The following is a 23583-nucleotide window of genomic DNA, read 5'->3' as shown; positions in this document are numbered from 1 at the left end:
TGGTCGGCCGCTTCTCTGAGCGACCGACCATTGTTGCGTCCCGGCGAAACCCGGTTGAGCCGCCGCGAGAGAAGCGCACTGCACGGCAACTAGTTACGCTGGGGGGATGAACGCATGCCCGTGCCAATCGTCCGAAACCTACGACGATTGTTGCGGCCGCTTCCATCGCGGTGAGGCACTGGCCCCCACCGCTGAACGGCTGATGCGTTCGCGCTATAGCGCCTACGTGCGTGGCGAAACCGATTACCTCCTGAAGACCTGGCATTCGTCTACCCGCCCGACAACGCTGGAGCTTGATCCGGATGTGCGCTGGTACCGTCTCGATATCGTCGCGCGCACGGGCGGCAGCATGTTCGACACGGCGGGTACTGTCGAGTTTCGGGCCCACTATCGCTTCGATGGCGGAGCCGACCAGCAACACGAGAACAGCAGATTTCTGCGCGAAAATGGCGCCTGGCTTTACGTTGATGCCGTCTAATGAGTGAGAACCAAGGAGAACCGGTGAACTACATACTCTCGATCGATCAGGGCACCACCAGCACCCGTGCGATCATCTTCGATCACGATGGCAAGCCGGTCACCTCTGGCCAGCTTGAGCATGACCAGATTTTCCCGAAAGCGGGTTGGGTCGAGCACGATGCCGCCCAAATTTGGAACAACACTCGAGAAGTAATTGGTCAGGCACTCTCCAAAGCGAACGTCACGCGCCACAGCATTGCCGCTGTCGGCATCACTAATCAGCGCGAAACGGCCATCATCTGGGACCGCGCGACCGGCAAGCCCGTCTACAACGCCATCGTCTGGCAAGACACCCGCACCCAGGCGATCATCGATCGCATTGCGGACGGCGACACCAACAAGTTCAAAAAGATCACCGGGCTGCCCCTCGCCACCTATTTTTCAGCATCCAAAATTGTGTGGATGCTTGAGAACGTCGACGGAGTTCGTGAGCGTGCCGAGGCGGGCGAGCTTGCCTTCGGAACCCCCGACACCTGGCTGTTGTGGAATCTCACCGGTGGGCCTGACGGCGGAGTTCACGCCACCGACGTCACTAATGCGAGCCGCACGCTGCTCATGGATCTCGAAACCCGCACGTGGAGCGACGACATCCTTTCCGAGCTGGGCATTCCTGCGTCGCTCATGCCCGACATCCGCAGTTCTTCCGAGGTCTACGGCACCGTTTCCACGTCGAGTTTGCTGCGCGAGGTGCCCGTTGCTGGCATTTTGGGCGACCAGCAGGCCGCGACCTTCGGGCAGGCTGCGTTCGACGCCGGCGAATCGAAAAACACTTACGGCACAGGCAACTTTCTGCTGACCAACACGGGCACTGACATCGTGCATTCCGAAAACGGCCTCATCACGACGCTCGCCTATCAGCTCGGCGATGATGCACCCCGCTACGCCATCGAAGGCTCGATTGCCGTGACGGGTTCACTCATTCAGTGGCTGCGTGACAATCTCGGCATCATTTCTCGGTCTGAAGAGGTTGAGACCCTCGCCGCCTCAGTCGACGACAATGGTGGCGTCTACTTTGTGCCAGCCTTCTCTGGCCTCTTTGCGCCTCATTGGCGTCCGGATGCCCGGGGAGCGATTCTCGGACTCACTCGTTTCGCCAACAAGGGCCACATAGCTCGCGCCGCGCTCGAAGCCACTGCGTTCCAGACCAGCGACGTCATCGAAGCCGCCAATGCGGATGCCGATGTTGCGATGACAGAGTTGCGGGTAGATGGTGGCATGGTCGCCAATTCCGCGCTCATGCAATTTCAAGCGGACATCCTCAACATGCCGGTCATCCGACCTGAGGTCGCAGAGACGACAGCATTGGGCGCTGCCTACGCTGCGGGCCTTGCGGTCGACTATTGGAGTGGCCTCGATGAGCTGCGCGATCGCTGGAGCGAGGGCGAGCGGTGGGAACCGACGATGGACGATGCCGAACGTGAGCGCCTCATCCGCAATTGGAAGAAGGCCATCACGAAAACTCTGGATTGGGTCAACGAAGACACCGACTAGGCGGTTCTAGCGGTTGGTGGCAGCGACCCACTCGTCGAGCTTGCTCGCGGCAAGCCCTGAATCCACGACGTGCTCGGCGCGCTCAAGTTGTTCTTTCAAGCGTGCCAGCAGCGGACGCTGACTCTGCTCGGGATCCTTCGCCAGCTCGAACGAGGCGAAGCCTGCCGCGGCGTTCAGCAACACAACGTCACGCGCCGGCGACTTTTCGCCAGCGAGTATCGAGCGGATGACCTGGGCGTTGTACTCGGGATCCTTGCCCAGTAGCGCCTCGATCGGCGCCCGCGGGATACCCAACTCCAGCGGGTCAAGATCGTGTTCGGTAACGAAACCGCGCGACACTTCCCAGACGTGGCTGTGCCCCGTGGTGGTCAGTTTGTCGATTCCATCGTCACCGCGGTAAACCAGCGCCGTCGCTCCGCGAGTCTGGAACACTCCGACGAGGAGACTGACACGTTCGCGGCTGCCGACACCGACCGCCGAGGCTTGCGGGCGGGCGGGGTTGCAGAGCGGACCAAGAATGTTGAACAGCGTCGGGATTCCTAGCTCGCGCCGTGTCGGGCCGGCATGTGCAAAACCGGGGTGGAACAGCGCAGCGTAAACGAACGTGATGCCCACCTCGGCTAGCACTTCGGCTACTCGCTCGGGCGTGAGATCCAGCTTGAGCCCCAGCGCGCTCAGAACATCGGATGCTCCGCTCTTGCTGCTCGCGGCACGATTGCCGTGCTTAATCACTGGCACGTCCCCCGCTGCCGCGATGATCGAGGCAACGGATGAGATGTTCAGCACGGCGCCGTAGGGGTCGCCACCGGTACCGACGATGTCCAACGCCATGGGATCCACGGGCAACGGCACGGCGCTGGCCAACGCAGCATCGCGAAAACCAACAATCTCGTCAACGGTCTCGCCCTTGATGCGTAGGGCGATCAACATCGCTGCTAATTGAGCGGATGTTGCTTCTCCGTTCATCACGGATTTCATCGCCCACTCAGCCTGACTAATCGACAAATCGGTGCGGGAAACAAGCGTCGTAAGGATTTCTGGCCAAGTTGGGGATGAAGACATGAGTGAAATCCTACCGATCCTGAACCGACAGGCCGGGGATTGAAAAACTAACGCCGAGTTATCAGCCATAATAGATACGTGACCACAGCTGCCCTCAACCGCTCTCTTGGAGCCCAGTCTGTCCAGCGACCGAACACTGTTGCGGTCGGTACCATCGTTTGGCTTGGTAGCGAGGTGATGTTCTTCGCCGGCCTTTTCGCCATCTACTTCACTCTGAAGTCGACGTCCCCCGAATTGTGGGCGGAGCAGACCGCCAAGCTCAATGTGCCATTTGCGACCACGATCACGATCATCCTCGTGCTCTCGTCGGTCACGTGCCAGTTCGGCGTCTTCGCCGCTGAGCGCATGCAAGTGCGTCGCACAGGCAAGCTCTTCGACATGCGCAAGTGGGGCATGACGGAATGGTTCTTCCTTACCTACTCCATGGGTGCTGTCTTCGTAACCGGTCAGGTTTTCGAGTACGCAACGCTGGTTTCTGAACACGTGAGCCTTTCGAGCGACTCCTACGGCTCGGCCTTCTACATCACCACCGGATTCCACGGACTCCACGTCGCCGGTGGCCTCATCGCCTTCTTGCTGGTTCTCGGCCGCGGATTCGCTGTCAAGAGCTTCGGACACAAAGAGGCAACGAGCGCAATCGTTGTTTCCTACTACTGGCACTTTGTCGACGTAGTGTGGATTGGCCTCTTCCTCATCATCTACGTGCTCAAATAAGAAACGGAATAGACGTAATGGCCACCAAGGCAGCTCGCGCGTCACGCAGGTCACAACCTGTCGGTCGACGCCATCCTCTTGCGACTGTAGCCCTCCTGCTCGTCGGTCTTCTGGGAACGGGCGGCGCGTACGCGCTGTTCACCTCGAGTGCAACGGCAGAGACCAGCGCATCCGCCGAAGCTCTTGTCGAAGAAGGCGGAAAGCTCTTCGCTGCAAACTGTGCAACGTGTCACGGTCTAGATCTCGAGGGCACGACTCAAGGCCCCACTCTCATCGGTGTAGGCGCCGCGGCGACTGACTTCCAAGTGGGAACGGGTCGCATGCCCCTCGCGTTCTCCGGACCGCAGGGTGAAGTAAAGCCCGTGCAGTTCACTGAGGAGCAGATCCAGGCTCTCTCCGTTTACGTCGCTTCGCAGGGCCCCGGCCCCGCAATTCCCGCCGACATGTACCTCACAGGTGATGGCTACGACGTTTCCAATGGTGCCGAACTATTCCGCATCAACTGCGCAATGTGCCACAACGTTGCCGGTGCTGGTGGAGCGCTCACCGAGGGCAAGTTTGCTCCCGCGCTCGCTGATGTAACCCCAAAGCACGCCTACGAGGCAATGCTCACCGGCCCGCAGAACATGCCCGTGTTCAATGACACCAACCTCACGCCTGAAGAAAAGGCCGACATCATCACGTACCTCAAGTACCTCGATGAGACGCCCTCTGTTGGTGGATTCACGCTTGGATCACTTGGCCCCGTGTCTGAGGGACTGTTCATCTGGATCTTCGGCCTTGGCGCGATCGTGGCAATCACGGTCTGGCTCACGGCTAAATCAAACTAGTTAGCGACCGCTGTACAGCGGACGGTTGAAGGGATAAGAATGGCAGACGACCACGGCGATACCGCCGGCAGCACCGCTGCGGGTAAGGACGTCGAGCAGCACGGGGCTCCTGCGCACAGCGCAGGTACCGCCGTCGTCGCAACCGACGAGGTGCCCAACCCTGGGTTTCCCCCGCATCGCCCCCGCGTAACGGATCTCGACCCCAAGGTCGACAAGCAACAGGAACGCCACGTTTCGACGCTGTTCCTCCTTTCCATTGTGGGAAGTGTGCTTGCCGTTGTCGCTTACTTCGTGTTCCCAATTGAGCCAGGAAATATGCAGTCGGTGCGTAACAACACCCTGTTCCTGGGTCTCGGCATAACACTGGGGCTGCTCGGTATCGGCATCGGTGCCGTTCACTGGTCCAAGGCTCTTATGCAGGGTCACGACCTTGTTGAGCAGCGCCACGGCACGCGAGGCAGCGAAGAAACTCGCGCCAAAGCCGTCGAGGTGTTCACTCTCGGCAACAAAGACTCCGGATTCGGCCGTCGCACCCTGTTGCGTCGCTCCCTCATCGGTGCCCTCGTTGTCACCCCGCTTCCCGCGATCGTGCTGTTCCGTGACCTAGCTCCGGCTGACGACCCGGTAGCTCTTCTCAAGCACACCTTCTGGGAAGAGGGCATGCGCTTGACGCGTGACCCCAGCGGAACCCCCATCAAGGCATCGGACCTCACCATTGGTTCAGCCTTCCAAGTGATCCCTGAAGGCCTCAACGACTCTGAGCACCGCATCGAGGAGAAGGCGAAAGCCTCCGTTCTCCTCGTTCGCCTCAAGCCTGAAGACCTCGAGGTCTCGGAGGGTCGCGAAGACTGGAACTACGACGGCATCGTCGCCTACTCCAAAATTTGCACCCACGTTGGATGCCCGGTGGCTCTCTACGAACAGCAGACGCATCACTTGCTGTGCCCGTGCCACCAATCACAGTTCGACATCAAGCGCGAAGCAGCCGTGATCTTCGGCCCAGCGAAGCGTCCACTTCCGCAATTGCCGATCACGGTCGACTCAGAGGGCTACCTCATCGCTAAGAGCGACTTCACTGAGCCCATCGGACCAAGCTTCTGGGAGCGCAAGCTATGACAACCACCCCCACCCAGGACGCACAGCCCAAGACACGCGGACAGCGTTTCACGGGAGCTGCAGCCAACTACATTGACGAGCGCACCAGCATTTCTGGGCTCGTCAAAGAGGTAGGTCGCAAGATCTTCCCCGACCACTGGTCGTTCATGCTCGGAGAGGTTGCTCTCTACAGCTTCATCGTGATTCTTCTTTCGGGAACGTTCCTGACGTTCTTCTTCGAAGCGTCGATGGTTGAAGTCCACTACGAGGGTTCTTACGCACCGCTCAAGGGAATCGAAATGTCAGCCGCCATGGCGTCGACACTAGACATCTCCTTCGACATCCGCGGCGGACTCTTGATGCGCCAGATCCACCACTGGGCAGCGCTGCTGTTCGTGGCCTCGATCGGTCTGCACATGCTCCGCGTGTACTTCACCGGCGCGTTCCGCAAGCCGCGTGAGATCAACTGGTTCATCGGCTTCGTACTCTTCGTACTCGCCATGGCAGAGGGCTTCACCGGCTACTCGCTCCCCGACGACCTGCTTTCCGGTAACGGTCTGCGCATCATCGACGGAATGGTCAAGGGAATCCCGGTCATCGGCACGTGGATCTCTTACCTGCTGTTTGGTGGAGAGTTCCCCGGCGTCGACATCGTCAGTCGCTTGTACATCCTGCACATCATGCTGCTGCCGGCGATCATCATCGCTGCAATCGGTATTCACATGCTGCTGCTCGTGATCAACAAGCACACCCAGTTCGCTGGCCCCGGTCGCACCAACGACAACGTCGTCGGTTCGCCCGTCATGCCTGGCTTCGCTGCGAAGGCTGGTGGATTCTTCTTCATCATCTTCGGTGTCATCACGCTGATCGCATCCACGTTCTCGATCAACCCCGTGTGGGTCTACGGCCCCTACGACCCCTCCCCTGTTTCGGCAGGTACCCAACCTGACTGGTACATCGGATTCGCCGACGGCGCTCTCCGACTCGTTCCGCCGGGGTGGGAAACCGAGTGGTTCGGCTTCACGTGGTCGTTCAACATCATCGCGCCGCTGGTGATTCTGGGACTCTTCATTGCCATCGTGGCCTTCTACCCCTTCATCGAGGCGTGGGTTACGGGCGACAAGCGTGAGCACCACATCGCTGACCGTCCCCGTAACGCTCCGACCCGTACCGCTATCGGTGCAGCCGGCGTCACGTTCTACGCAGTCCTCTGGGCCGCCGCGAGCTCTGACCTCATAGCAACTCACTTCAAGTTATCTATCGAAGGCGTTATCCACTCCTGCCAGGCTCTCCTTATCTTCGGGCCGATCATTGCGTACTTCCTCACGAAGCGTGTGTGCATCGGGCTCCAGAAGAAGGACCGCGAGATCGCTCTTCACGGTTACGAGTCGGGTCGTATTGTGCGCCTGCCGCACGGTGAATACATTGAGGTGCACGAGCAGCTCGACGACTACGAACTGTGGAAGCTCGTCAGCTACGACGACTACAAGCCGCTCATGGTGCGTCCGGATGCTCAAGGCCGCATCACCGTCGGACAGAAGTTCCGAGCGTCAGTGTCTCGCTGGTTCTTCGAAGACCGCATCGCGCCGGTCTCGCAGAAGGAAATCGAACAGTCCAAGGATGAGCACCACTAAAGCTGCTCCCCGCTACGACTGCTGTGGGCCTCGCCGAATTCATTTCGGCGGGGCCCACACTCGTTTAGGCACTCGGATGCCGCGCCGGTTGCTCCCCCACCGCGGGCCGGCAGGAGTCCGCTCCACCGCACACGTCACCGTGCGCCGACTCGCTCACGCCATGGCCGGCGACGGCGGCTCAACGCTGCTCAGCCAGGCCGCCGGACTGCCGGAGTGAGGGACTGCTGCTCCACCCGTGCGGTTGCTAACTAGCCCGCGGAACAGCTTCGGAGACCTGATCTGATTGTCTATGCGGTCAATCCGCGACGCGATTAGTCCGCGACGCCAGAAACGCTCTGGCGCCGATCGGACACCTCGGTAGCCGGGGCTGGATTTCCCCTGTCGTCACCGCACGCGTGCCGCATCGCTCCCATACGCGCAGACGCAGAGTGCGGCACACAGGGAACTGGGCACGGCCTGGCACGGCACGGCCTGGCACGGCCTCGCACTACTGCACGGCCTGGCGCAACCCGACACGGTTCGACACAGCAGGCAGCATCGCATGGCATGGCATGGCATGGCCTCGCATGGCCTCGCATGGCCTGGCCTCGCATGGCATGGCCCGGCACGGCCCGACCGGGGAGACGGCACGGCGCCACGGGCCTCTGCGCAGCTCGGAAGCAACCCTCTGCAGCCCCTAGTGGCCTATTGACGTGGCATGTGTGGCCGGCCGCGACGCCGATTCCAAAGTCGCGTCGCCCCGTGAGCATCCTGAGCCCCAGCACCCGACACCCAACACCCAACAGTGATCCGGGCACAGACTTCCACGGAAGCAAAAGACGGCGCGGACGCAGTTGGGGACGCTAGAGTCCCGTGGAGTTACTAAAAGACGCGCTTGAGAAAGTCCGCCGTCGACATGTAGCCGATGCGCTCAAAGAAGTCTGCAGAGCCGCGGCTGGGCACCGTGAGCTGGCGCACGCCACGCTCGAGACATACAGCCTCGACAGCTTCCACTAGTCGCGTACCGATTCCGGTGCTCTGAACAGTGCTATCAACAACGAGCTCCTGTAGTTGAGCGGAGCTGCCGTTGGTGTGCAGCAGGTGCGCAATCGTCGCGAAAGCGTAGCCGACGACGGCACTTTCCGATTTCTCGGCAACGAGGAGGAGCGTTGTCGCCCGGTCATCGACAGCATGTACAAATGCGGAGTCAAATGCCGACCGGTCCGGTGCGTACTCAGTTCCGAGTTGCTTGAGCAACTCGAACACTGAGGCAGCGTCGTTGGCGGTGGCAGGGCGAATCTGCACCGACTTAGCGGGCGAAGTATCCGCGGTAGTACTCATACGTCCACCCTACGAGGCTAACGACGAGGATACCTCCGCCGATGAATGCAATCCAGGCTCCAATGGCAACGCCCAGGAACACGAGCGAAGCAGCGCCGGCGAGAACGATCGGCCACCAGCTCCACGGGCTGTAGTGCCCTTGCTCGGCGTCGCCATCTTCGATATTGGCGTCGAGGCGATCCTCAGCGAGTTCGCCGCCCTGAGCTGCGTGCACCTTGCTCAGGTAGAAACCGATGAGAAGGAACAGGAGCCCGCTCAGCAGGAGAGCAATGGTGCCCACCCACTCGATGCGCTGGTGACTTGCGTCCAGTAGCGACCACACCGTGTACAGCCCTGAGAGGAGAAGGAAGAAGACGGTCAGAATCCAGTAGAGCTTGACGTTTGCATTCATCGGTTACTTCACCTTCTCGTCTGCGAGGTCGTAGACCGGTGCGTCAGGCGCATCCTTGCCTGGACCGATGCCAACAGGGATACCCGCTTCGGGGTGGTTGAGGTCGAATGCCGGAGATTCTGAACGAATTCGTGGGATCGACGTGAAGTTGTGTCGCGGAGGCGGGCAGCTTGTGGCCCACTCGAGCGAGCGTCCGTAGCCCCATGGGTCGTTGACAGTGACCTTAGGCGCCTTGCGCGTGGTCATGTACACGTTGAAGAGGAACGGGATCATCGACACTGCGAGGATGAACGCACCGATGGTTGACACCTGGTTCATCCACGTAACACCATCTTCAGCAAGGTAGGTGCGGTAACGACGCGGAAGCGCGACTACACCGGCCCAGTGCTGGATGAGGAACGTCATGTGGAAGCCGATGAAAAGCAACCAGAAGTGAATCTTGCCGAGACGCTCGTTGAGCATCTTGCCGGTCCACTTGGGCCACCAGAAGTAGAAACCGCTGAACATGGCGAACACGACGGTTCCAAATACGACGTAGTGGAAGTGAGCCACAACGAAGTACGTGTCAGAGACGTGGAAGTCGAGCGGCGGGCTAGCGAGGATAACACCGGTGAGTCCACCGAAAGTGAAGGTCACGAGGAAGCCAATAGCCCAGAGCATTGGCGTTTCGAACGTGATGGAGCCCCGCCACATTGTGCCAACCCAGTTGAAGATCTTCACCCCTGTAGGCACTGCGATAAGCATTGTCATCAGAGAGAAGAACGGGAGCAACACAGAGCCCGTGACGTACATGTGGTGAGCCCACACCGTTACGGACAGCGCAGCAATCGAGATTGTTGCGTAGACCAGAGTGGTGTATCCGAAGATCGGCTTGCGGCTGAAGACCGGGAATACTTCAGAGACGATTCCGAAGAACGGAAGCGCAATGATGTACACCTCGGGGTGGCCGAAGAACCAGAAGAGATGCTGCCACAACAGAACTCCACCATTGGCGGGGTCATAGATATGAGCGTCGAACACCCGGTCAGCACCGAGACCAAACATGGCCGCGGCCAAAACGGGGAACGCCATCAGGATCAGCAGCGACGTCACGAGGGTGTTCCAGGTGAAGATCGGCATGCGGAACATCGTCATGCCAGGAGCGCGCATCGTGATGATCGTAGTGATGAAGTTCACGCCACCCAAGATGGTACCGAAACCGCTCATCGCGAGACCGAATACCCAGAGGTTTCCACCGATTCCCGGGGAGAACGTGGTGCTGGAAAGCGGTGCGTAGGCGAACCAGCCGAATGATGCCGCGCCCTGCGGGGTGAGGAATCCAGCGACAGCAATCAGCGAACCGAAGCTGTAGAGCCAGTAGGCGAATGCGTTCAGTCGCGGGAAGGCAACGTCGGGAGCACCGATCTGAAGCGGCATGAGTACGTTCGCGAACCCAGCAAACAACGGGGTAGCAAACATCAGCAACATGATCGTGCCGTGCATGGTGAACAACTGGTTGTACTGCTCACCCGTTGCCACGATCGACAGTCCCGGCTCAAAGAGCTGGGCGCGGATGACAAGCGCCATCACACCGCCGAGAAGGAAGTAGAAGAAAGAAGTGATCAGGTACATGTACCCGATTGTTTTGTGGTCGGTCGAGGTGATCCAGTTCACCAAGACGTTGCCCTTACGTTCGACGCTCATGAGCCCTATTCCTCGTCGCTGCTGCCGTTGCCGGGCAAGTTCTGGTTGACGTTGTAATCGAGACCGAGTTGACCCTCGAAGCCAGCAGCACGCTGGGCGTCAATGTAGTCCTCGTACTCAGCCTCGGAGACGACCTTCACAGTGAAGAGCATGAGCGAGTGGTATTCACCACACAGCTCAGCGCACTTGCCCTGATAGGTGCCTTCCTTGGTGGGGATGAAGTACATGTAGTTGGTCTTGCCTGGCAGCATGTCCTTCTTGTACAAGAAGTCCACGACCCAGAACGAGTGAGCGACGTCGCGCGCCTCAACCTTGATCTCGACCTTCTTGTCGACAGGGAGAACCAGTTGGGGCAACGAGTCAACGTTGATGGTGCCATCCGGGTTGAAGTCTGCTTGAACACCGGGGCTGTAGACGTTTTCGTCAATGTAGTTGAAGTCCCACGCCCAGCGCTTTCCAATGACCTCAATCTGAACATCCGGGTTAACTTCAACAGCTTCAATAGCCGCCTGGTCACGCGCGGTGAAGGCGAAGAAGCCCAGAACCAAGATGAGCGGTACAACCGTGTAGAAGATCTCAATCGGCATGTTGTAACGGAGCTGGACCGGAAGACCGGTCTGTCCGCGACGACGGCGGTACACAACCGCTGCCCAGATGATGAGGCCCCAGGTGATGACACCAACGACCAGCAGAACGATCCACGATGTGACCCAGAGGCCAATCACGCTACTCGTGTGGTTGGTGGTGTCTGGACTTCCTGGCAAATATCCCTGCAACTGGTCCTGAGTACAGCCGGTCAGGACCAACATCGTAACCAGAGCGAGTGGAATCGCTGCCAATCGAATTCGGCGGTTAGAGCGCACCTGTGACCTCTCGAAGAACACGGACTAATACCTTTCCAGTGTATATGCAGCGAGAGGGGGTAGTGATTACCGGCTCGCCCCGCACAAGCGAAAAGGTGCACCGAATCGGCGCACCTTCTCAAAAAATTGCTATGAAATTAGTGGAAACTGTCGCCACAGGCACAACTGCCCTCGGCGTTGGGGTTGTCAATAGTGAACCCCTGCTTCTCGATGGTGTCTTCAAAATCGATGCTCGCACCTTCGAGGTACGGAACACTCATTTTGTCGACGACCACCTCGACACCCTCACCGAAGTCACGACTCACGTCGCCGTCGAGGAAGCGCTCGTCGAAGTAGAGCTGATAGATGAGTCCCGAGCATCCGCCCGGCTGAACGGCAAGCCGAAGACGCAAGTCATCGCGCCCCTCTTGCGACATGAGGCTACGAACCTTGTTCGAGGCAGCCTCAGTCAGTGCAACACCGTGGGTGTCAGTTTCAACAGCGGAATCAGTCATGACGTAATTCTACGCCCGACGTTCCAACTTTGCGAGCAGCAGCGCCTCCGTGAGGATAGCCCGCTTGAAAACGCCAAGGTGAAGCGACTCGTTGGGGCTGTGCGCCCGCGACTCGGGATCTTCGACTCCAGTCACAAGAATCTGGGCATCAGGGAAAACTTCAACAAGATCCGAAATGAACGGAATAGAGCCGCCAATCCCAGTCTCAAGCGGTTCGTTTCCCCACGCCTCGCGCATGGCTGACTTTACGACGTCTACAGCCCACCCGCTCGTATCGACGAGGAAAGGGCTACCCGTGTCGACGTCGGAAATTTCGAGATGCGCACCGAAGGGCGCGTGGGATTCGAGGTGGCTGCGAAGCGCTTCGAACGCGTCATCCGCATCCTGTCCAGGGGCAATTCGTGCACTCACCTTGACTGTGACAGTGGGCGCCAACGTGTTTGACGCGTTCTGGACGCTAGGCGCATCGATCCCGGTAACAGTGATTGCCGGCTTGTCCCACAATCGACTCAGCACACTTCCCGAACCCACTGAGGTGACGCCCTCGAGCAACCCTGCCTCGTGACGAAGTTTTTCTTCACTGAACTCCGGAGTCTCGGATTCACGACTCGTCAACCCCTGAACAGCGACAGCACCGTTCTTGTCGTGAAGGGTCGCCAGCAGTTTGATGGTCGCAAGCATCGCATCCGGAACCGCTCCCCCGAACATTCCCGAGTGAGAGGCGTGCGCCAACGTGGACACCTTAAGCTTGAAGGTCACGTTGCCACGGAGGCCGACCGTGAGCGACGGCGTGTTCACATCCCAATTGTCGGAGTCAGCAACCACGATCACATCAGCCGCGAGCTTGTCGCGGTTCTCGACGATGAAGTTAGCAAACGACCGCGAACCGAACTCCTCTTCGCCCTCGAAGAAAGCAACAAGGCCGAGATCAAAGTCGGGCCCAACGGTGTCGACGAAAGCGCGGATCGCCGCAACATGCGCCATGATCCCCGCCTTGTCATCAGCCGCGCCGCGACCGTAGAGACGATCACCGCGCACTGTCGGCTCGAAGGGAGGCGAATCCCAATCGGCATCCTGACCGGGAGGCTGCACATCGTGGTGCGCATACAAGAGAATGGTGGGCTTTCCGTTCTTCGCCTTGCGCGTGGCAAGCACAGCCGGATGCCCGAGCGTGTCGCCATCGATCGGCGCCTGAGCCAGCTCAACGGTGTCGAAAATTCCAATGCCGTCGATCAACGCTCGCGCAGCTTCAGCACTGCGAGCGACCTGATCTGCATCGAAGCCATCCCATGACACTGAAGGGATGCGAACCAACGTTGACAACTCCGCAATCGTGGCCGGTAAAGCGCCATCGACAGCCTCAGTTAGAGCAACGAGCAAAGGATCGGGAGTCGTCGACGCTGACGTCGGCTGCGGCGTGTGAGTCATACGAGTAATCTTAGATTGACACCAACGCAAGGAACCCCGTGGCAAAAACATCTTCGACCGAAAACACTCCCAATCCTGAGAACTCCGACGCGAACGACAGCGTCAGTTCCGGCAAAGGACGTCCCACCCCCACGCGCAAAGAACGTGAGGCCGCAAACCTTCGCCCGCTGGTCTCCAACGACCGCAAAGAAGCTAAGCGTACGGCTCGGGCCCAAATGCAGGTCGAACGCGAACGAGCTCGCGTAGGTATGGCGAATGGTGAAGAAAAATATCTGCCGATCCGCGATCGCGGTCCGCAGAAGCGTTTCGTGCGCGACTACGTTGACGCGCGCTTTAACGTGGGCGAGCTGCTTGTCCCCGTGATGTTCGCCGTGATTATCCTCACGTTCATCAACGACCCCACGATTCAAGCCCTCGGCTTGCTCTTCCTGTGGGGCTTCTTCATCATCGCCGCAATCGACGCCGTTCTACTCGGACTGCGCTTGCGCAAACTGATCAACGCCAAATTTGGTGAGTCTCGCGCCGAGCGCGTGCGCTGGTACGCCGCCATGCGATCGCTTCAGTTGCGCATCATGCGTTTGCCGAAGCCTCAGGTGAAGCGCGGCCAGTTCCCGAGCTAGTCACGACGCCGGCCGGTTCCTGAGGGAATCGGCTATGCAGCGTTCTCTGCGCGAAACAGTTTCGAGAGACCGCGATTGATTGAGCGCGCCCAGAACGGGCCGCGATAAATGAAGCCTGTGTAGCCCTGAACGAGTGTCGCTCCCTCGCGGAGACGCTCAGCGACATCCGCAGCCGTTTCGACGCCGCCCACTGAAATCACACAGAAATCGGCGGGAACAGCGGCGCGAATTACGCGCAAAAGCTCGAGCGAGCGAGCCGCGACAGGCTTGCCCGACACTCCCCCGGCTCCGGCGGCCTCAACGACGTCGACAGGGGTCGCAAGGCCCTCTCGCGACAGCGTGGTGTTGGTGGCGATGATGCCGTCGAGTTCGTCGACCGCAAGCTGAGCAATGGCCCGAGCCTCGTCATCCGAAACATCAGGGGCAATCTTGACCAGCACGGGAGTCTGTCCAGCAGCCGACTTGACCGCAACCAACAGCGGCTTGAGCTTGTCGATCTCCTGAAGGCCACGTAGCCCCGGAGTATTGGGGGAACTGACGTTCACCACTAAGTAGTCTGCGAGCGGCGCGAGGGCACGAGTGCTCGAGAGGTAGTCCGCAACGGCATCCTCGACGGCAACAACGCGCGACTTGCCAATGTTGATGCCGATGATCGGGCGCCCCGGGCGTTTACGAGCGCGCTCAATCACCATCGAGGCTTTGGACGCCCCCGCATTATTGAAGCCCATGCGGTTGATAACTCCGCGGTCGGCAACAAGCCGAAACAACCGCGGCTTGGGGTTGCCAGGCTGCGGTAACGCCGTAATCGTGCCGACTTCAACATGGCTGAAGCCCAATTGTCCGAGCCCGTGGATGCCGGAACCCGACTTATCGAAGCCTGCTGCGACACCGAACGGTGAATCAAAGGTCAGCCCCAGAGCTTTCACCTGAAGCGCAGGATCCACCGGACGCTGCAGTAGCGTGCCCACACCAATCACCGGAAGCACCTTGATCACCGAAAAGGCCAGCGAATGAGCAAACTCAGGGTCGAGCCGTTTGAGAACAGTGCGGAAAAAGAAGTCGTACATAGCTAACGGTGCTCTCAGCGATAGAAGGCGGGAAACAGCGAAACCGGATGGTTTAGTTAGGAGGCGGTGCCGTGATCCAACCGCAGTTGGCTAATAGCAGCATCGAAATCGTCGAGCGAGTCAAACGCCTGATAAACGCTCGCGAAACGCAAGTAGGCGACCTCGTCGAGATCGCGCAGCGGCGAAAGAATCGCTAGGCCGATCTCGTTGGCATCAATCTGAGCAGCGCCTGTCGCACGAATGGCCTCTTCAACCTTCTGCGCCAGCACTGCGAGGTCAGTATCCGTGACCGGGCGCCCCTGGCACGCTTTGCGCACGCCGCTCACGATCTTCTCGCGGCTAAAGGACTCGACAACACCGTTGCGTTTGATGACGTTCAACGAAGCGGTCTCGGTGGTCGAGAAACGGCGACCGCACTCGGGGCACTGCCGGCGACGACGGATCGAAAGACCATCATCGCTGGTGCGCGAATCAACAACCCTGCTGTCAGGATGCCTACAAAAAGGGCAATACATAGTGCCTTAAGAGTACCCGCTTAGCGGTCGCGGAATCGTTCACTCACGGCCGAACCGTGGGCAGGAAGATCCTCAGCAGAACTCAACGCCACAATGTGCGGCTCCAGCTCGCGGAGAGCGTCGTGGCTGTAGCGAATGATCTGCTGCGGGCGAAGGAAGGTATACGCCCCGAGCCCGGAAGAGAAGCGAGATTGACCGCCTGTAGGAAGCACGTGATTGGAGCCAGCGAGGTAGTCCCCCAAGCTCACGGGTGACTGATCACCCAAGAAAATTGCTCCGGCGTTATCGATCATGTCGAGCACGGCACCAGACTCTTCCGTCTGAATCTCGAGGTGCTCCGGGCCATACGCATTGCTGAGCGCGGCAGCAGCTGCCATATCGCTCACGAGGACGATCGCTGATTGCTGGCCGTCGAGAGCGGCGCTCGCGCGAACGGAGTGCGGCGTCACGGCAAGCTGCTCGGCCAAGTGCGTGCGAACGGCATCCGCAAGTTCTTCTGAGTCTGTAACAAGCACGGCGGCCGCAAGTTCATCGTGCTCTGCTTGACTCAACAAGTCGGCAGCAACAAGGCGCGGATCAGCAGAACCATCAGCGATAATCAAAATCTCGGTAGGGCCGGCCTCGGAATCGATGCCAACCACACCACGAACGGCACGTTTCGCCGCCGCTACGTAGACATTTCCCGGACCAGTGATGATGTCAACAGGGTCGAGCCCCAACTCCTGAACGCCATAGGCAAACGCGCCAATCGCACCGGCACCGCCCATCGCGTAGACCTCATCGACGCCAAGAAGACCGGCGGCGCCGAGGATCGTCGGGTGAACTGCTCCCCCAAACGCTCGTTGAGGCGGAGAGGCCAAGGCCACGGAAGAGACACCAGCGACCTGCGCCGGAACGACGTTCATGATCACACTCGACGGGTACACGGCCTTGCCGCCGGGAACGTAGAGACCGACCCGGTTGACAGGCTGCCAGCGCTGAATAATCTCGGCGCCGTCGCCCAACTGAGTCATCATCGCGGGCGGCACCTGCGCTTTGCTCGCAGTGCGCACTCGGTCGATTGCGAGTTCGAGAGCCTCGCGTACGGCAGGTTGGAGCGCCCGCGTGGCGCGAGTGATCTCATCCGCGTGAATTCGTACGCGCTCAGGAAGCACTCCATCGAGGCGCTCTGCTTGATCGAGCAACGCTTGCTCGCCGTGTTCGCGTACATCCTCAATCAGTTGGATGGCCGCGGCAGATGCAACAGACACGTCCATTTGGGCGCGAGGGATGACACGAGTGAGTTCCGCACGACTCAAAGCGGCGGACCGAAGATCAATAGTATTCAGCGACATAGCTCAACCATGCTAGTTCGTTATCTGCAAGGAATGCGCCTACTCCAATTAGGGTTGTAGCAAGCACATGGAAAATTCAGAAGTAGCAGACGGAATCGACGCCTTCAAAGGCGCCTTCAGACGACACGCAGCCGGCGTCGCAGTGATCACTTCGCTCGCGCCCGACGGCCACCCTGTCGGCTTCACCGCCACGTCTCTCGCCTCGCTTGCTGCCGTGCCACCGCTAGCCACCTTCAACATGGCTCAAGTCTCCAGTTCTTGGCCTGCCATCACCGTCGGCAACAGAGTTGCTATCCACATGCTCGGCCCGCGAAGCCGTCATCTGGCCGAGAAGATGGCGGCCGATCATGACCTGCGATTTGTGGGCGACCACTGGAGCCCAGGCGAACACGGCCTCCCGCTGCTTGAGGAAGCGACCGCGATCGCGATCGGACACATCATTGAAGTGCATCCCGTGCATAACAATGCGATTGTCGTCGTCGAAATCGACCACGGCACCCTTGGCACCGAAGACGAAGCATTGCTCTACCACGAACGCACTTATATGCGTCCCGTCGAGCTCACGGACGACGAGCAGCGCTAACGCGTTTCGTGCAGTCCTAGCCGAGGCAGCCCGGGCCAAGCAGCGACTTCAACTCTCCGTAGAGATCTGCCGAAACTTTCACCCGATACGGGAGCTCAAAGACCCGCGCAACATCGTCACGCACGAGGCGTAATCGCACCTCGATGTTTCCGGAATGACGGATGAGGACCTCGCCAAGTCCCGAAACAACCTCGGTCGTGGCTCGCTGTTCTTTTAGCGTCAGTACGATCGGCCCAGAACCCAAACTCGCACCTAGATCGGGCGAGAACATGCTCACTGCGTGCAGGTTCATGCCATCGTCGCGAGCACTCGCGCGACCGCGAACCACGACGATGGAGTCATTGACCAGCCCGGGCGCAAATTCTTGATAGGTCTTGCCCAAGAACATGACGTCGATTTCGCCGCCGAAGTCTTCGACGGTGACGATTCCGTACTGGTTACCGCTATTGCGGGCTACCCGATGTTGCACACTCGTCACCAACCCGGCGATCGAAACATGCTCGCCATCCGCGACCACGTCGCCCGAAAGCACCTCAGTGATGGTGAAGTCTTGATGCTTCGCCAGCTGAATCTCAAGACCCGATAGCGGGTGATCAGAAACATACAGGCCCAGCATTTCGCGCTCAAACGCGAGCTTGTCGCGCTTCGACCACTCCGGCCGCTCGGGAACGCCATCCTCGTCTTCGTTGAAATCGAAGATTCCGCCGAAGAGGTCTACTTGACCGTTGGCTTCGTTTCGTTTGAGGCTGACGGCTGAATCGCACGCGTCTTCGTGAATCTCCAACAGGCCACGACGGGTCGCCCCGAGCGAATCGAAGGCTCCCGACTTGATCAGAGACTCGACCGTGCGCTTGTTGGCGACTTGGATCGATACCTTCCGCAAGAAATCGTGGAACGATTCGAAGCGCTCCTTTTCAGTGCGCGCCCGAACGATTTGCTCCACAACCGCAGCGCCCACGTTGCGCACTGCTCCGAGACCGAATCGGATGTCGCCAGCCACAGCGGTGAAGTTCACCGTCGACTCGTTAACGTCTGGCGCCAGAACCTTGATGCCCATGCGACGGCACTCGCTCAAGTACATGCCCAGCTTGTCTTTGGAGTCACCAACACTCGTTAACAGCGCTGCCATGTATTCGGCGGGATAATTCGCCTTGAGGTACGCCGTCCAGTAGCTGAGCACGCCATAGCCGGCGCTGTGCGCCTTGTTGAAGGCGTAGTCGGCAAAGGGCATCAGGGTTTCCCAGAGGACCTTTACGGCCTCTTTACTGAAGCCGTTGTCGAGCATTCCGGTTTCGAAGCCGATGAACTGCTTGTCGAGTTCTTCCTTCTTCTTCTTACCCATTGCGCGACGCAAAACGTCGGCTTGACCCAGAGTGAAGCCTGCGACCTTTTGCGCCACAGACATCACTTGCTCTTGGTACACGATGAGGCCGAAGGTCGTGCCGAGAATTTCTTTCAGCGGCTCTTCAAGCTCGGGGTGGATCGCATCGATCCCTTCCAAGCCGTTCTTACGCAGCGCGTACTTGGTGTGGGAGTTCATGCCCATAGGACCCGGGCGGTACAGCGCGATTACAGCCGAGATGTCTTCGAAGTTGGTGGGTTTCAGCTGCTTGAGCAGCGCTCGCATGGGGCCGCCATCAAGCTGGAACACCCCGAGAGTGTCGCCTCGCGCCAGCAAATCGTACGTCTTCTGGTCGGCATCGAGATCGAGGTCTTCAATGATCAAAGGTGAACCAGTATTGGCAGCGATCATTTTGAGAGCATCTTCGATCACCGTGAGGTTACGAAGACCCAAGAAGTCCATCTTGATCAGGCCGAGGCTCTCCAACGGCGGCTGATCAAACTGGGTAATGATAGCGCCGTCATCTTCACGACGCATGATGGGAAGCACATCGAGCAATGGCTCTGCAGACAGCACAACGCCGGCGGCGTGCACACCCCACTGGCGCTTGAGTCCCTCGAGGCCAACAGCGGTTTCGAAGACCTTCGCCGCTTCATGGTCCGTATCGAGAATGCCCCGGATGTCGGCGGCTTCTTTGTACCGTGCCGCATCTTTATTGCGCACGTCGCCGAGGGAAATATCCTTTCCCATGATGGCGGGAGGCATCGCCTTCGTCAGCTTCTCACCGACCGAGTACGGCATTCCGAGCACGCGAGCGGAGTCTTTAAGAGCTTGCTTGGCTTTAATCGTTCCGTAGGTGACGATCTGCGCAACCCGGTCGTCACCATACTTGTCGGTGACATAGCGGATGACTTCGCCGCGGCGCCGGTCGTCAAAGTCGACGTCGACGTCGGGCATCGACACACGCTCGGGATTGAGGAAGCGCTCGAAGATTAGCCCGTGCGCAAGAGGGTCAAGTTCTGTGATGCCCACGGCATAGGACGCCATCGAGCCGGCGGCGGATCCACGCCCTGGTCCGACGCGGATGCCCTGGGACTTTGCCCATTCGATGAAGTCTGCGACCACCAAGAAGTAGCCGGGAAACCCCATCTGTTGAATGACATCGACCTCGTACTTCGCCTGGGCGAGGTGCGCGTCAGACGGTGCGTTGTTGAACCGTTTGTTCATGCCACGGGCGACCTCTTTTTCGAACCAGGTCGCCTCGGTCTCCCCTTCGGGAACAGGGAAACGTGGCATGAGGTCGCGGCCTTCGAAGCTGATCTCACTGCGTTCGGCAATAAGCAGCGTGTTGTCGCAGGCTTCAGGATGTTCGCGGAACAGCGACCGCATTTCAGCAGCCGTTTTAAGGTAAAACTCGCTCGAATCGAACTTGAAACGGTTCGGGTCGTCGAGCGTTGATGCCGACTGCACGCACAGGAGCGCGGCGTGTGCCGTGGCATCGTGAGCATGCGTGTAATGCAAGTCGTTCGTCGCGAGCAGAGGCATATCGAGCTCTTTAGCGAGCTTCAGAAGATCGAGCATTGTGCGGCGCTCGATATCGATGCCATGATCCATGATTTCAGCGAAGAAGTTTTCTTTGCCGAAAATGTCTTGGAACTCAGCCGCGGCTATTTTCGCCTCGTCGTACAGGCCAAGGCGGAGCTTCGTCTGAACTTCGCCACCGACACAGCCGGTTGTGGCGGTAATGCCCTTGGAGTACTCGCTCAGAAGTTCGCGGTCCATTCGAGGCTTGAAATAAAAACCTTCAATAGATGCTCGTGACGACAGCCGAAAGAGGTTGTGCATGCCTTCGTTGTTCTGGGCAAGCAATGTCATGTGGGTGTAAGCACCACTACCACCGACGTCATCACGCGTCTGGTGGCTACCGCCCCAACGCACCCGCGTCTTATCTCTTCGCGACGTGCCAGGGGTGACGTATGCCTCTGTGCCGATAATGGGCTTGATGCCGCGGGCTGTCGCCTGTTTCCAGAAGTCGTAAGCGCCGAACATGTTGCCATGGTCAGTGATGGCGATCGCGGGCATGCCCTGCTCAACAGCGGCATCCAAGAGCGGACCGACGCGAGCCGCTCCGTCGAGCATCGAGTACTCACTATGAACGTGCAAATGCACAAACGAGTCGTTATTGGCAGCCAAAGACACTCCGAATTCTTTCGAAATCCAGCCTAAGCCAGCGGGCCGACGAGACTATAACTGACGCGCCCTAGTCGGCTCGAAGCACCTCAAGTGCTGCCTGAAGGTCAGCCGGATACGGCGACTCGAACGAGACCTGTTCGCCCGTTGCGGGATGGGCAAAACCGAGCTTATGGGCATGCAACCACTGCCGCGTTAGTCCCAGCCGCGTCGAAATCGTGGGGTCGGCACCGTACATGGTGTCCCCGACACAGGGATGCCGTTGCGCGGCCATATGAACACGGATTTGATGCGTGCGCCCGGTCTCTAAGTGCACCTCGACCAGAGCGGCCGACGGGAACGCTTCCAACGTTTCGTAGTGGGTAATCGAGTCTTTGCCGCCCGAGACCACTGCAAATTTCCAGCTGGAGCCCGGATGACGCCCGATCGGCGCATCGATGGTGCCGGCGAGCGGGTCGGGGTGCCCCTGCACGACAGAGTGATAGATCTTGCTGACTTCACGGTCATGAAATGCACGCTTGAGTTCGGTGTAGGCCAGCTCAGACTTCGCGACCACCATGAGACCACTTGTTCCAGCATCTAGACGGTGGACGACTCCGGCACGCTCTGCGGCACCCGAGGTCGAAATGCGGTAACCCGCACCTGCTAGCGCGCCAAGTACCGTAACGCCATCCCAGCCAATTGAAGGGTGCGCCGCCACTCCGGCTGGCTTATCGACAACAACAATGTGCTCGTCGTCGTAGATAATGCCAAGAGAGTCAAGAACTACGGGGACGATCTGAGGCTCGGTCTTGGAAACCCACGATACTTCGAGCCAGGAACCGTCAACGAGGCGGTCAGACTTACCGACGGCAACACCATCCATCGTCACTCCGCCGCCCGCCGCTACCTCAGCGGCGAAGGTGCGGGAGAAACCCAGCAGTTTGGCGAGAGCTGCGTCGACGCGCTGCCCCGCAAGGCCCTCAGGAACCGGCAAGCTTCGGGTTTCCATGATGCTCCTTGATAGTGATGCGTTTAAACGGACGTGCCGCACTCCCCCAGCGCGGCTGGGATTGGTGCGAACACAGCAAAAGCCGCCAGCGGCGGCGGAGCCTAAGCTCTCACCGACCGACTGACGGCCATTGCAGAAAAACTAGCTACCGGAGAATCCGGAGAAGCTGGCGGGAGGCTGCTGTGCCGACTGAGGCGCAGCGAAGTCTTCCGGAGTCAAGTGACCAGAAGGCTGCGATGCCGGAGCCTGGCCCTGCTGAGCTGCTGAACCACCAGCGGTGACGAGGCTCGAAGAATCGAGATCGTGAAGCTGGCCTTCGATGTAGCTCTTGAGCTTCTCGCGGTACTCACGCTCGAAGCTGCGAAGGGACTCGATGCGACCCTCAAGAGCTTCACGTTCGCGTTCGAGAGTGCCGATCTGCTCGCGCTGCTGCGCTTCAGCCTCGGCAACGAGCTCAGCGGCTGTTGCCTTGCTTGCAGCCACAACTTCGGCGGCAGATGCCTTGCCCTCAGCGAGAATCTCGGCAGCGGATGCCTGACCCTCAGCGATAAGAGCGTCGCGCTTCTGAACGCCTTCGCGGACGTGCTCTTCGTGCAAGCGACGCGCGAGCTGAAGAAGATTGTTGGTGCTACTAGCGTCGTCGAGGACCGACGACGCCGGCTCGATGGCGGCGGGTGCAGCAGGAGCGGGCGCGCTTTCAATTGCAGCGGGCGCCGGAGCGGCAATCGCGGCAGGAGCAGCGGCAGCAGGAGCGCTACTCGCGTTCTGCTGAAGTTCAGTTGCGCGAGCCTCTGCAGCGCTCAAGCGCTGACGAAGCTCGTCGTTCTCTTGGTTAAGACGGCGCAATTCAACAACAACCTCGTCGAGGAAGTCATCGACGTCATCTTGGTCGTATCCCTCGCGGAATTTAGTTGATTCAAACCGCTTGTTGACCACGTCTTCTGGAGTCAAAGCCATTTCCGCCACCTCTAACACTTTCTTTCAACGTATACACAACGTTCAACGTTCGCATCACATCGTAGTAACGAAACCTGATTAGTTGCCGCATGCTCTCCGATAAGAGTACATCTGTCGCGGCTAGTTCTAAAAGCCCCGCAAAATGGAGGTAAGGATGATGCATACGAGCATGACCAGCATCCACGACAGATCGAGTGCTCCGTTGCCGATTCGAATCATCGGGACAACTTTGCGAACCGCCTTGATCGGAGGATCAGTGATCGTGAACACAAGCTCAGAAAGAACCAGTCCAATGCCGCTGGGGCGCCATCCTCTAGCGAAGACGACGACGAGATCGAGAATGAACCGAGCCCACATCGCGAACATGAACAAAGTGATGGCGTAGTAAGCCACCAGGGCGATAACAGAAACGGGATTCACCCCTCTAGATTAGCGGGCTTCACATCACCCGCCGTGCAGT

At 59.2% G+C, this 23583-nt stretch carries 23 protein-coding genes; 9 read left to right on the top strand and 14 right to left on the bottom strand.

Annotation, left to right across the window (positions count from 1 at the left end; translation table 11 throughout):
- Positions 1 to 106 precede the first annotated feature (106 nt).
- Both ACWFSR_RS06875 and glpK read left to right on the top strand, forming a co-directional pair.
- Positions 107 to 478: a YchJ family protein gene (locus ACWFSR_RS06875; RefSeq protein WP_197109993.1), complete on the top strand. Its 372-nt coding sequence runs from the start codon at positions 107 to 109 to the stop codon at positions 476 to 478.
- A 23-nt stretch (positions 479 to 501) separates the two neighbouring features.
- A complete protein-coding gene (glpK, locus tag ACWFSR_RS06870) occupies positions 502 to 2010 on the top strand; it encodes a glycerol kinase GlpK (protein WP_447523405.1) in 1509 nt (502 codons plus the stop codon).
- Between the two features lie 6 nt (positions 2011 to 2016).
- Here the strand turns inward: glpK and trpD are convergent, their stop codons facing one another.
- The gene (trpD, locus tag ACWFSR_RS06865) at positions 2017 to 3072 is read right to left on the bottom strand and encodes an anthranilate phosphoribosyltransferase (protein WP_197105549.1); all 1056 of its coding nucleotides are present in this window, start codon (positions 3070 to 3072) and stop codon (positions 2017 to 2019) included.
- Between the two features lie 78 nt (positions 3073 to 3150).
- Between trpD and ctaE the strand changes: the two genes are divergently transcribed.
- From ctaE to ACWFSR_RS06840, 5 genes are read left to right on the top strand one after another with little or no spacing between them, the layout of a single operon-like run.
- The gene (gene ctaE / locus ACWFSR_RS06860) at positions 3151 to 3786 is read left to right on the top strand and encodes an aa3-type cytochrome oxidase subunit III (RefSeq protein WP_197105548.1); all 636 of its coding nucleotides are present in this window, start codon (positions 3151 to 3153) and stop codon (positions 3784 to 3786) included.
- Between the two features lie 17 nt (positions 3787 to 3803).
- On the top strand, positions 3804 to 4616 hold the full coding sequence (qcrC, locus tag ACWFSR_RS06855; protein ID WP_447523404.1) for a cytochrome bc1 complex diheme cytochrome c subunit: 813 nt from the start codon (positions 3804 to 3806) through the stop codon (positions 4614 to 4616).
- Between the two features lie 39 nt (positions 4617 to 4655).
- Entirely contained in the window at positions 4656 to 5732 is a 1077-nt protein-coding gene (gene qcrA, locus ACWFSR_RS06850) for a cytochrome bc1 complex Rieske iron-sulfur subunit (protein ID WP_197105546.1), read from the top strand.
- Positions 5729 to 7345 carry a cytochrome bc1 complex cytochrome b subunit gene (gene qcrB, locus ACWFSR_RS06845; RefSeq protein ID WP_197105545.1) on the top strand — a complete coding sequence of 539 codons (1617 nt, stop codon included), beginning with the start codon at positions 5729 to 5731 and terminating at the stop codon, positions 7343 to 7345. Before qcrA ends, qcrB begins: the two co-directional genes overlap by 4 nt.
- Positions 7332 to 7562, top strand: a complete 231-nt coding sequence (locus ACWFSR_RS06840; RefSeq protein ID WP_197105544.1) for a hypothetical protein — start codon at positions 7332 to 7334, stop codon at positions 7560 to 7562. Before qcrB ends, ACWFSR_RS06840 begins: the two co-directional genes overlap by 14 nt.
- Before the next feature lie 644 nt (positions 7563 to 8206).
- Here ACWFSR_RS06840 and ACWFSR_RS06835 read toward each other — a convergent pair.
- From ACWFSR_RS06835 to ACWFSR_RS06810, 6 genes are all read right to left on the bottom strand, one after another.
- A complete protein-coding gene (locus ACWFSR_RS06835; RefSeq protein WP_231603832.1) occupies positions 8207 to 8665 on the bottom strand; it encodes a GNAT family N-acetyltransferase in 459 nt (152 codons plus the stop codon).
- Entirely contained in the window at positions 8634 to 9056 is a 423-nt protein-coding gene (locus ACWFSR_RS06830) for a cytochrome c oxidase subunit 4 (protein ID WP_197105542.1), read from the bottom strand. The genes ACWFSR_RS06835 and ACWFSR_RS06830 overlap by 32 nt, the downstream gene beginning before the upstream one ends.
- 3 nt (positions 9057 to 9059) lie before the next feature.
- Positions 9060 to 10739 (bottom strand): aa3-type cytochrome oxidase subunit I, encoded by a 1680-nt coding sequence (gene ctaD, locus ACWFSR_RS06825; protein WP_197105541.1) that lies wholly within the window; start codon positions 10737 to 10739, stop codon positions 9060 to 9062.
- 5 nt (positions 10740 to 10744) lie between these two features.
- Positions 10745 to 11602 (bottom strand): aa3-type cytochrome oxidase subunit II, encoded by an 858-nt coding sequence (gene ctaC / locus ACWFSR_RS06820; protein ID WP_447523403.1) that lies wholly within the window; start codon positions 11600 to 11602, stop codon positions 10745 to 10747.
- 137 nt (positions 11603 to 11739) lie between these two features.
- Entirely contained in the window at positions 11740 to 12096 is a 357-nt protein-coding gene (locus ACWFSR_RS06815) for a HesB/IscA family protein (protein WP_197124671.1), read from the bottom strand.
- Between the two features lie 9 nt (positions 12097 to 12105).
- Complete coding sequence (locus ACWFSR_RS06810) at positions 12106 to 13524, bottom strand: M20/M25/M40 family metallo-hydrolase (protein ID WP_447523402.1); 1419 nt, start codon at positions 13522 to 13524, stop codon at positions 12106 to 12108.
- A gap of 38 nt (positions 13525 to 13562) precedes the next feature.
- Here ACWFSR_RS06810 and ACWFSR_RS06805 point away from each other — a divergent pair, with 38 nt between their 5' ends.
- Positions 13563 to 14144 carry a DUF3043 domain-containing protein gene (locus ACWFSR_RS06805; RefSeq protein WP_197105537.1) on the top strand — a complete coding sequence of 194 codons (582 nt, stop codon included), beginning with the start codon at positions 13563 to 13565 and terminating at the stop codon, positions 14142 to 14144.
- A 32-nt stretch (positions 14145 to 14176) separates the two neighbouring features.
- Here ACWFSR_RS06805 and ACWFSR_RS06800 read toward each other — a convergent pair whose 3' ends face one another.
- The 3 genes from ACWFSR_RS06800 to hisD are packed head-to-tail and all read right to left on the bottom strand — an operon-like array spanning position 14177 to position 17060.
- The gene (locus tag ACWFSR_RS06800; protein ID WP_447523401.1) at positions 14177 to 15211 is read right to left on the bottom strand and encodes a quinone-dependent dihydroorotate dehydrogenase; all 1035 of its coding nucleotides are present in this window, start codon (positions 15209 to 15211) and stop codon (positions 14177 to 14179) included.
- 56 nt (positions 15212 to 15267) lie between these two features.
- A complete protein-coding gene (gene nrdR / locus ACWFSR_RS06795; RefSeq protein WP_197124677.1) occupies positions 15268 to 15726 on the bottom strand; it encodes a transcriptional regulator NrdR in 459 nt (152 codons plus the stop codon).
- A 20-nt stretch (positions 15727 to 15746) separates the two neighbouring features.
- Positions 15747 to 17060 (bottom strand): histidinol dehydrogenase, encoded by a 1314-nt coding sequence (gene hisD, locus ACWFSR_RS06790; RefSeq protein WP_197105534.1) that lies wholly within the window; start codon positions 17058 to 17060, stop codon positions 15747 to 15749.
- 67 nt (positions 17061 to 17127) lie between these two features.
- On the opposite strand from hisD, the gene ACWFSR_RS06785 reads away from it, so the two are divergent.
- A complete protein-coding gene (locus ACWFSR_RS06785) occupies positions 17128 to 17643 on the top strand; it encodes a flavin reductase family protein (protein WP_197105533.1) in 516 nt (171 codons plus the stop codon).
- A gap of 16 nt (positions 17644 to 17659) precedes the next feature.
- On the opposite strand, the gene dnaE is transcribed toward ACWFSR_RS06785, so the two are convergent.
- The 4 genes from dnaE to ACWFSR_RS06765 form a co-directional block, all read right to left on the bottom strand.
- Positions 17660 to 21178 (bottom strand): DNA polymerase III subunit alpha, encoded by a 3519-nt coding sequence (dnaE, locus tag ACWFSR_RS06780; RefSeq protein WP_197107106.1) that lies wholly within the window; start codon positions 21176 to 21178, stop codon positions 17660 to 17662.
- Positions 21179 to 21245: 67 nt separating this feature from the next.
- Positions 21246 to 22166, bottom strand: coding sequence for an RluA family pseudouridine synthase (locus ACWFSR_RS06775; protein WP_197105532.1), 921 nt, complete (start codon positions 22164 to 22166; stop codon positions 21246 to 21248).
- Positions 22167 to 22307: 141 nt separating this feature from the next.
- Positions 22308 to 23123 carry a DivIVA domain-containing protein gene (locus ACWFSR_RS06770; RefSeq protein ID WP_197105531.1) on the bottom strand — a complete coding sequence of 272 codons (816 nt, stop codon included), beginning with the start codon at positions 23121 to 23123 and terminating at the stop codon, positions 22308 to 22310.
- A gap of 126 nt (positions 23124 to 23249) precedes the next feature.
- Positions 23250 to 23543 carry a YggT family protein gene (locus ACWFSR_RS06765; protein ID WP_197105530.1) on the bottom strand — a complete coding sequence of 98 codons (294 nt, stop codon included), beginning with the start codon at positions 23541 to 23543 and terminating at the stop codon, positions 23250 to 23252.
- Between the last annotated feature and the right edge of the window lie 40 nt (positions 23544 to 23583).

The organism is Salinibacterium sp. NYA9b (assembly GCF_976973725.1).
Note: the sequence above shows the minus strand (reverse complement) of the source record. Positions and strands in the feature narration are given on the sequence as shown.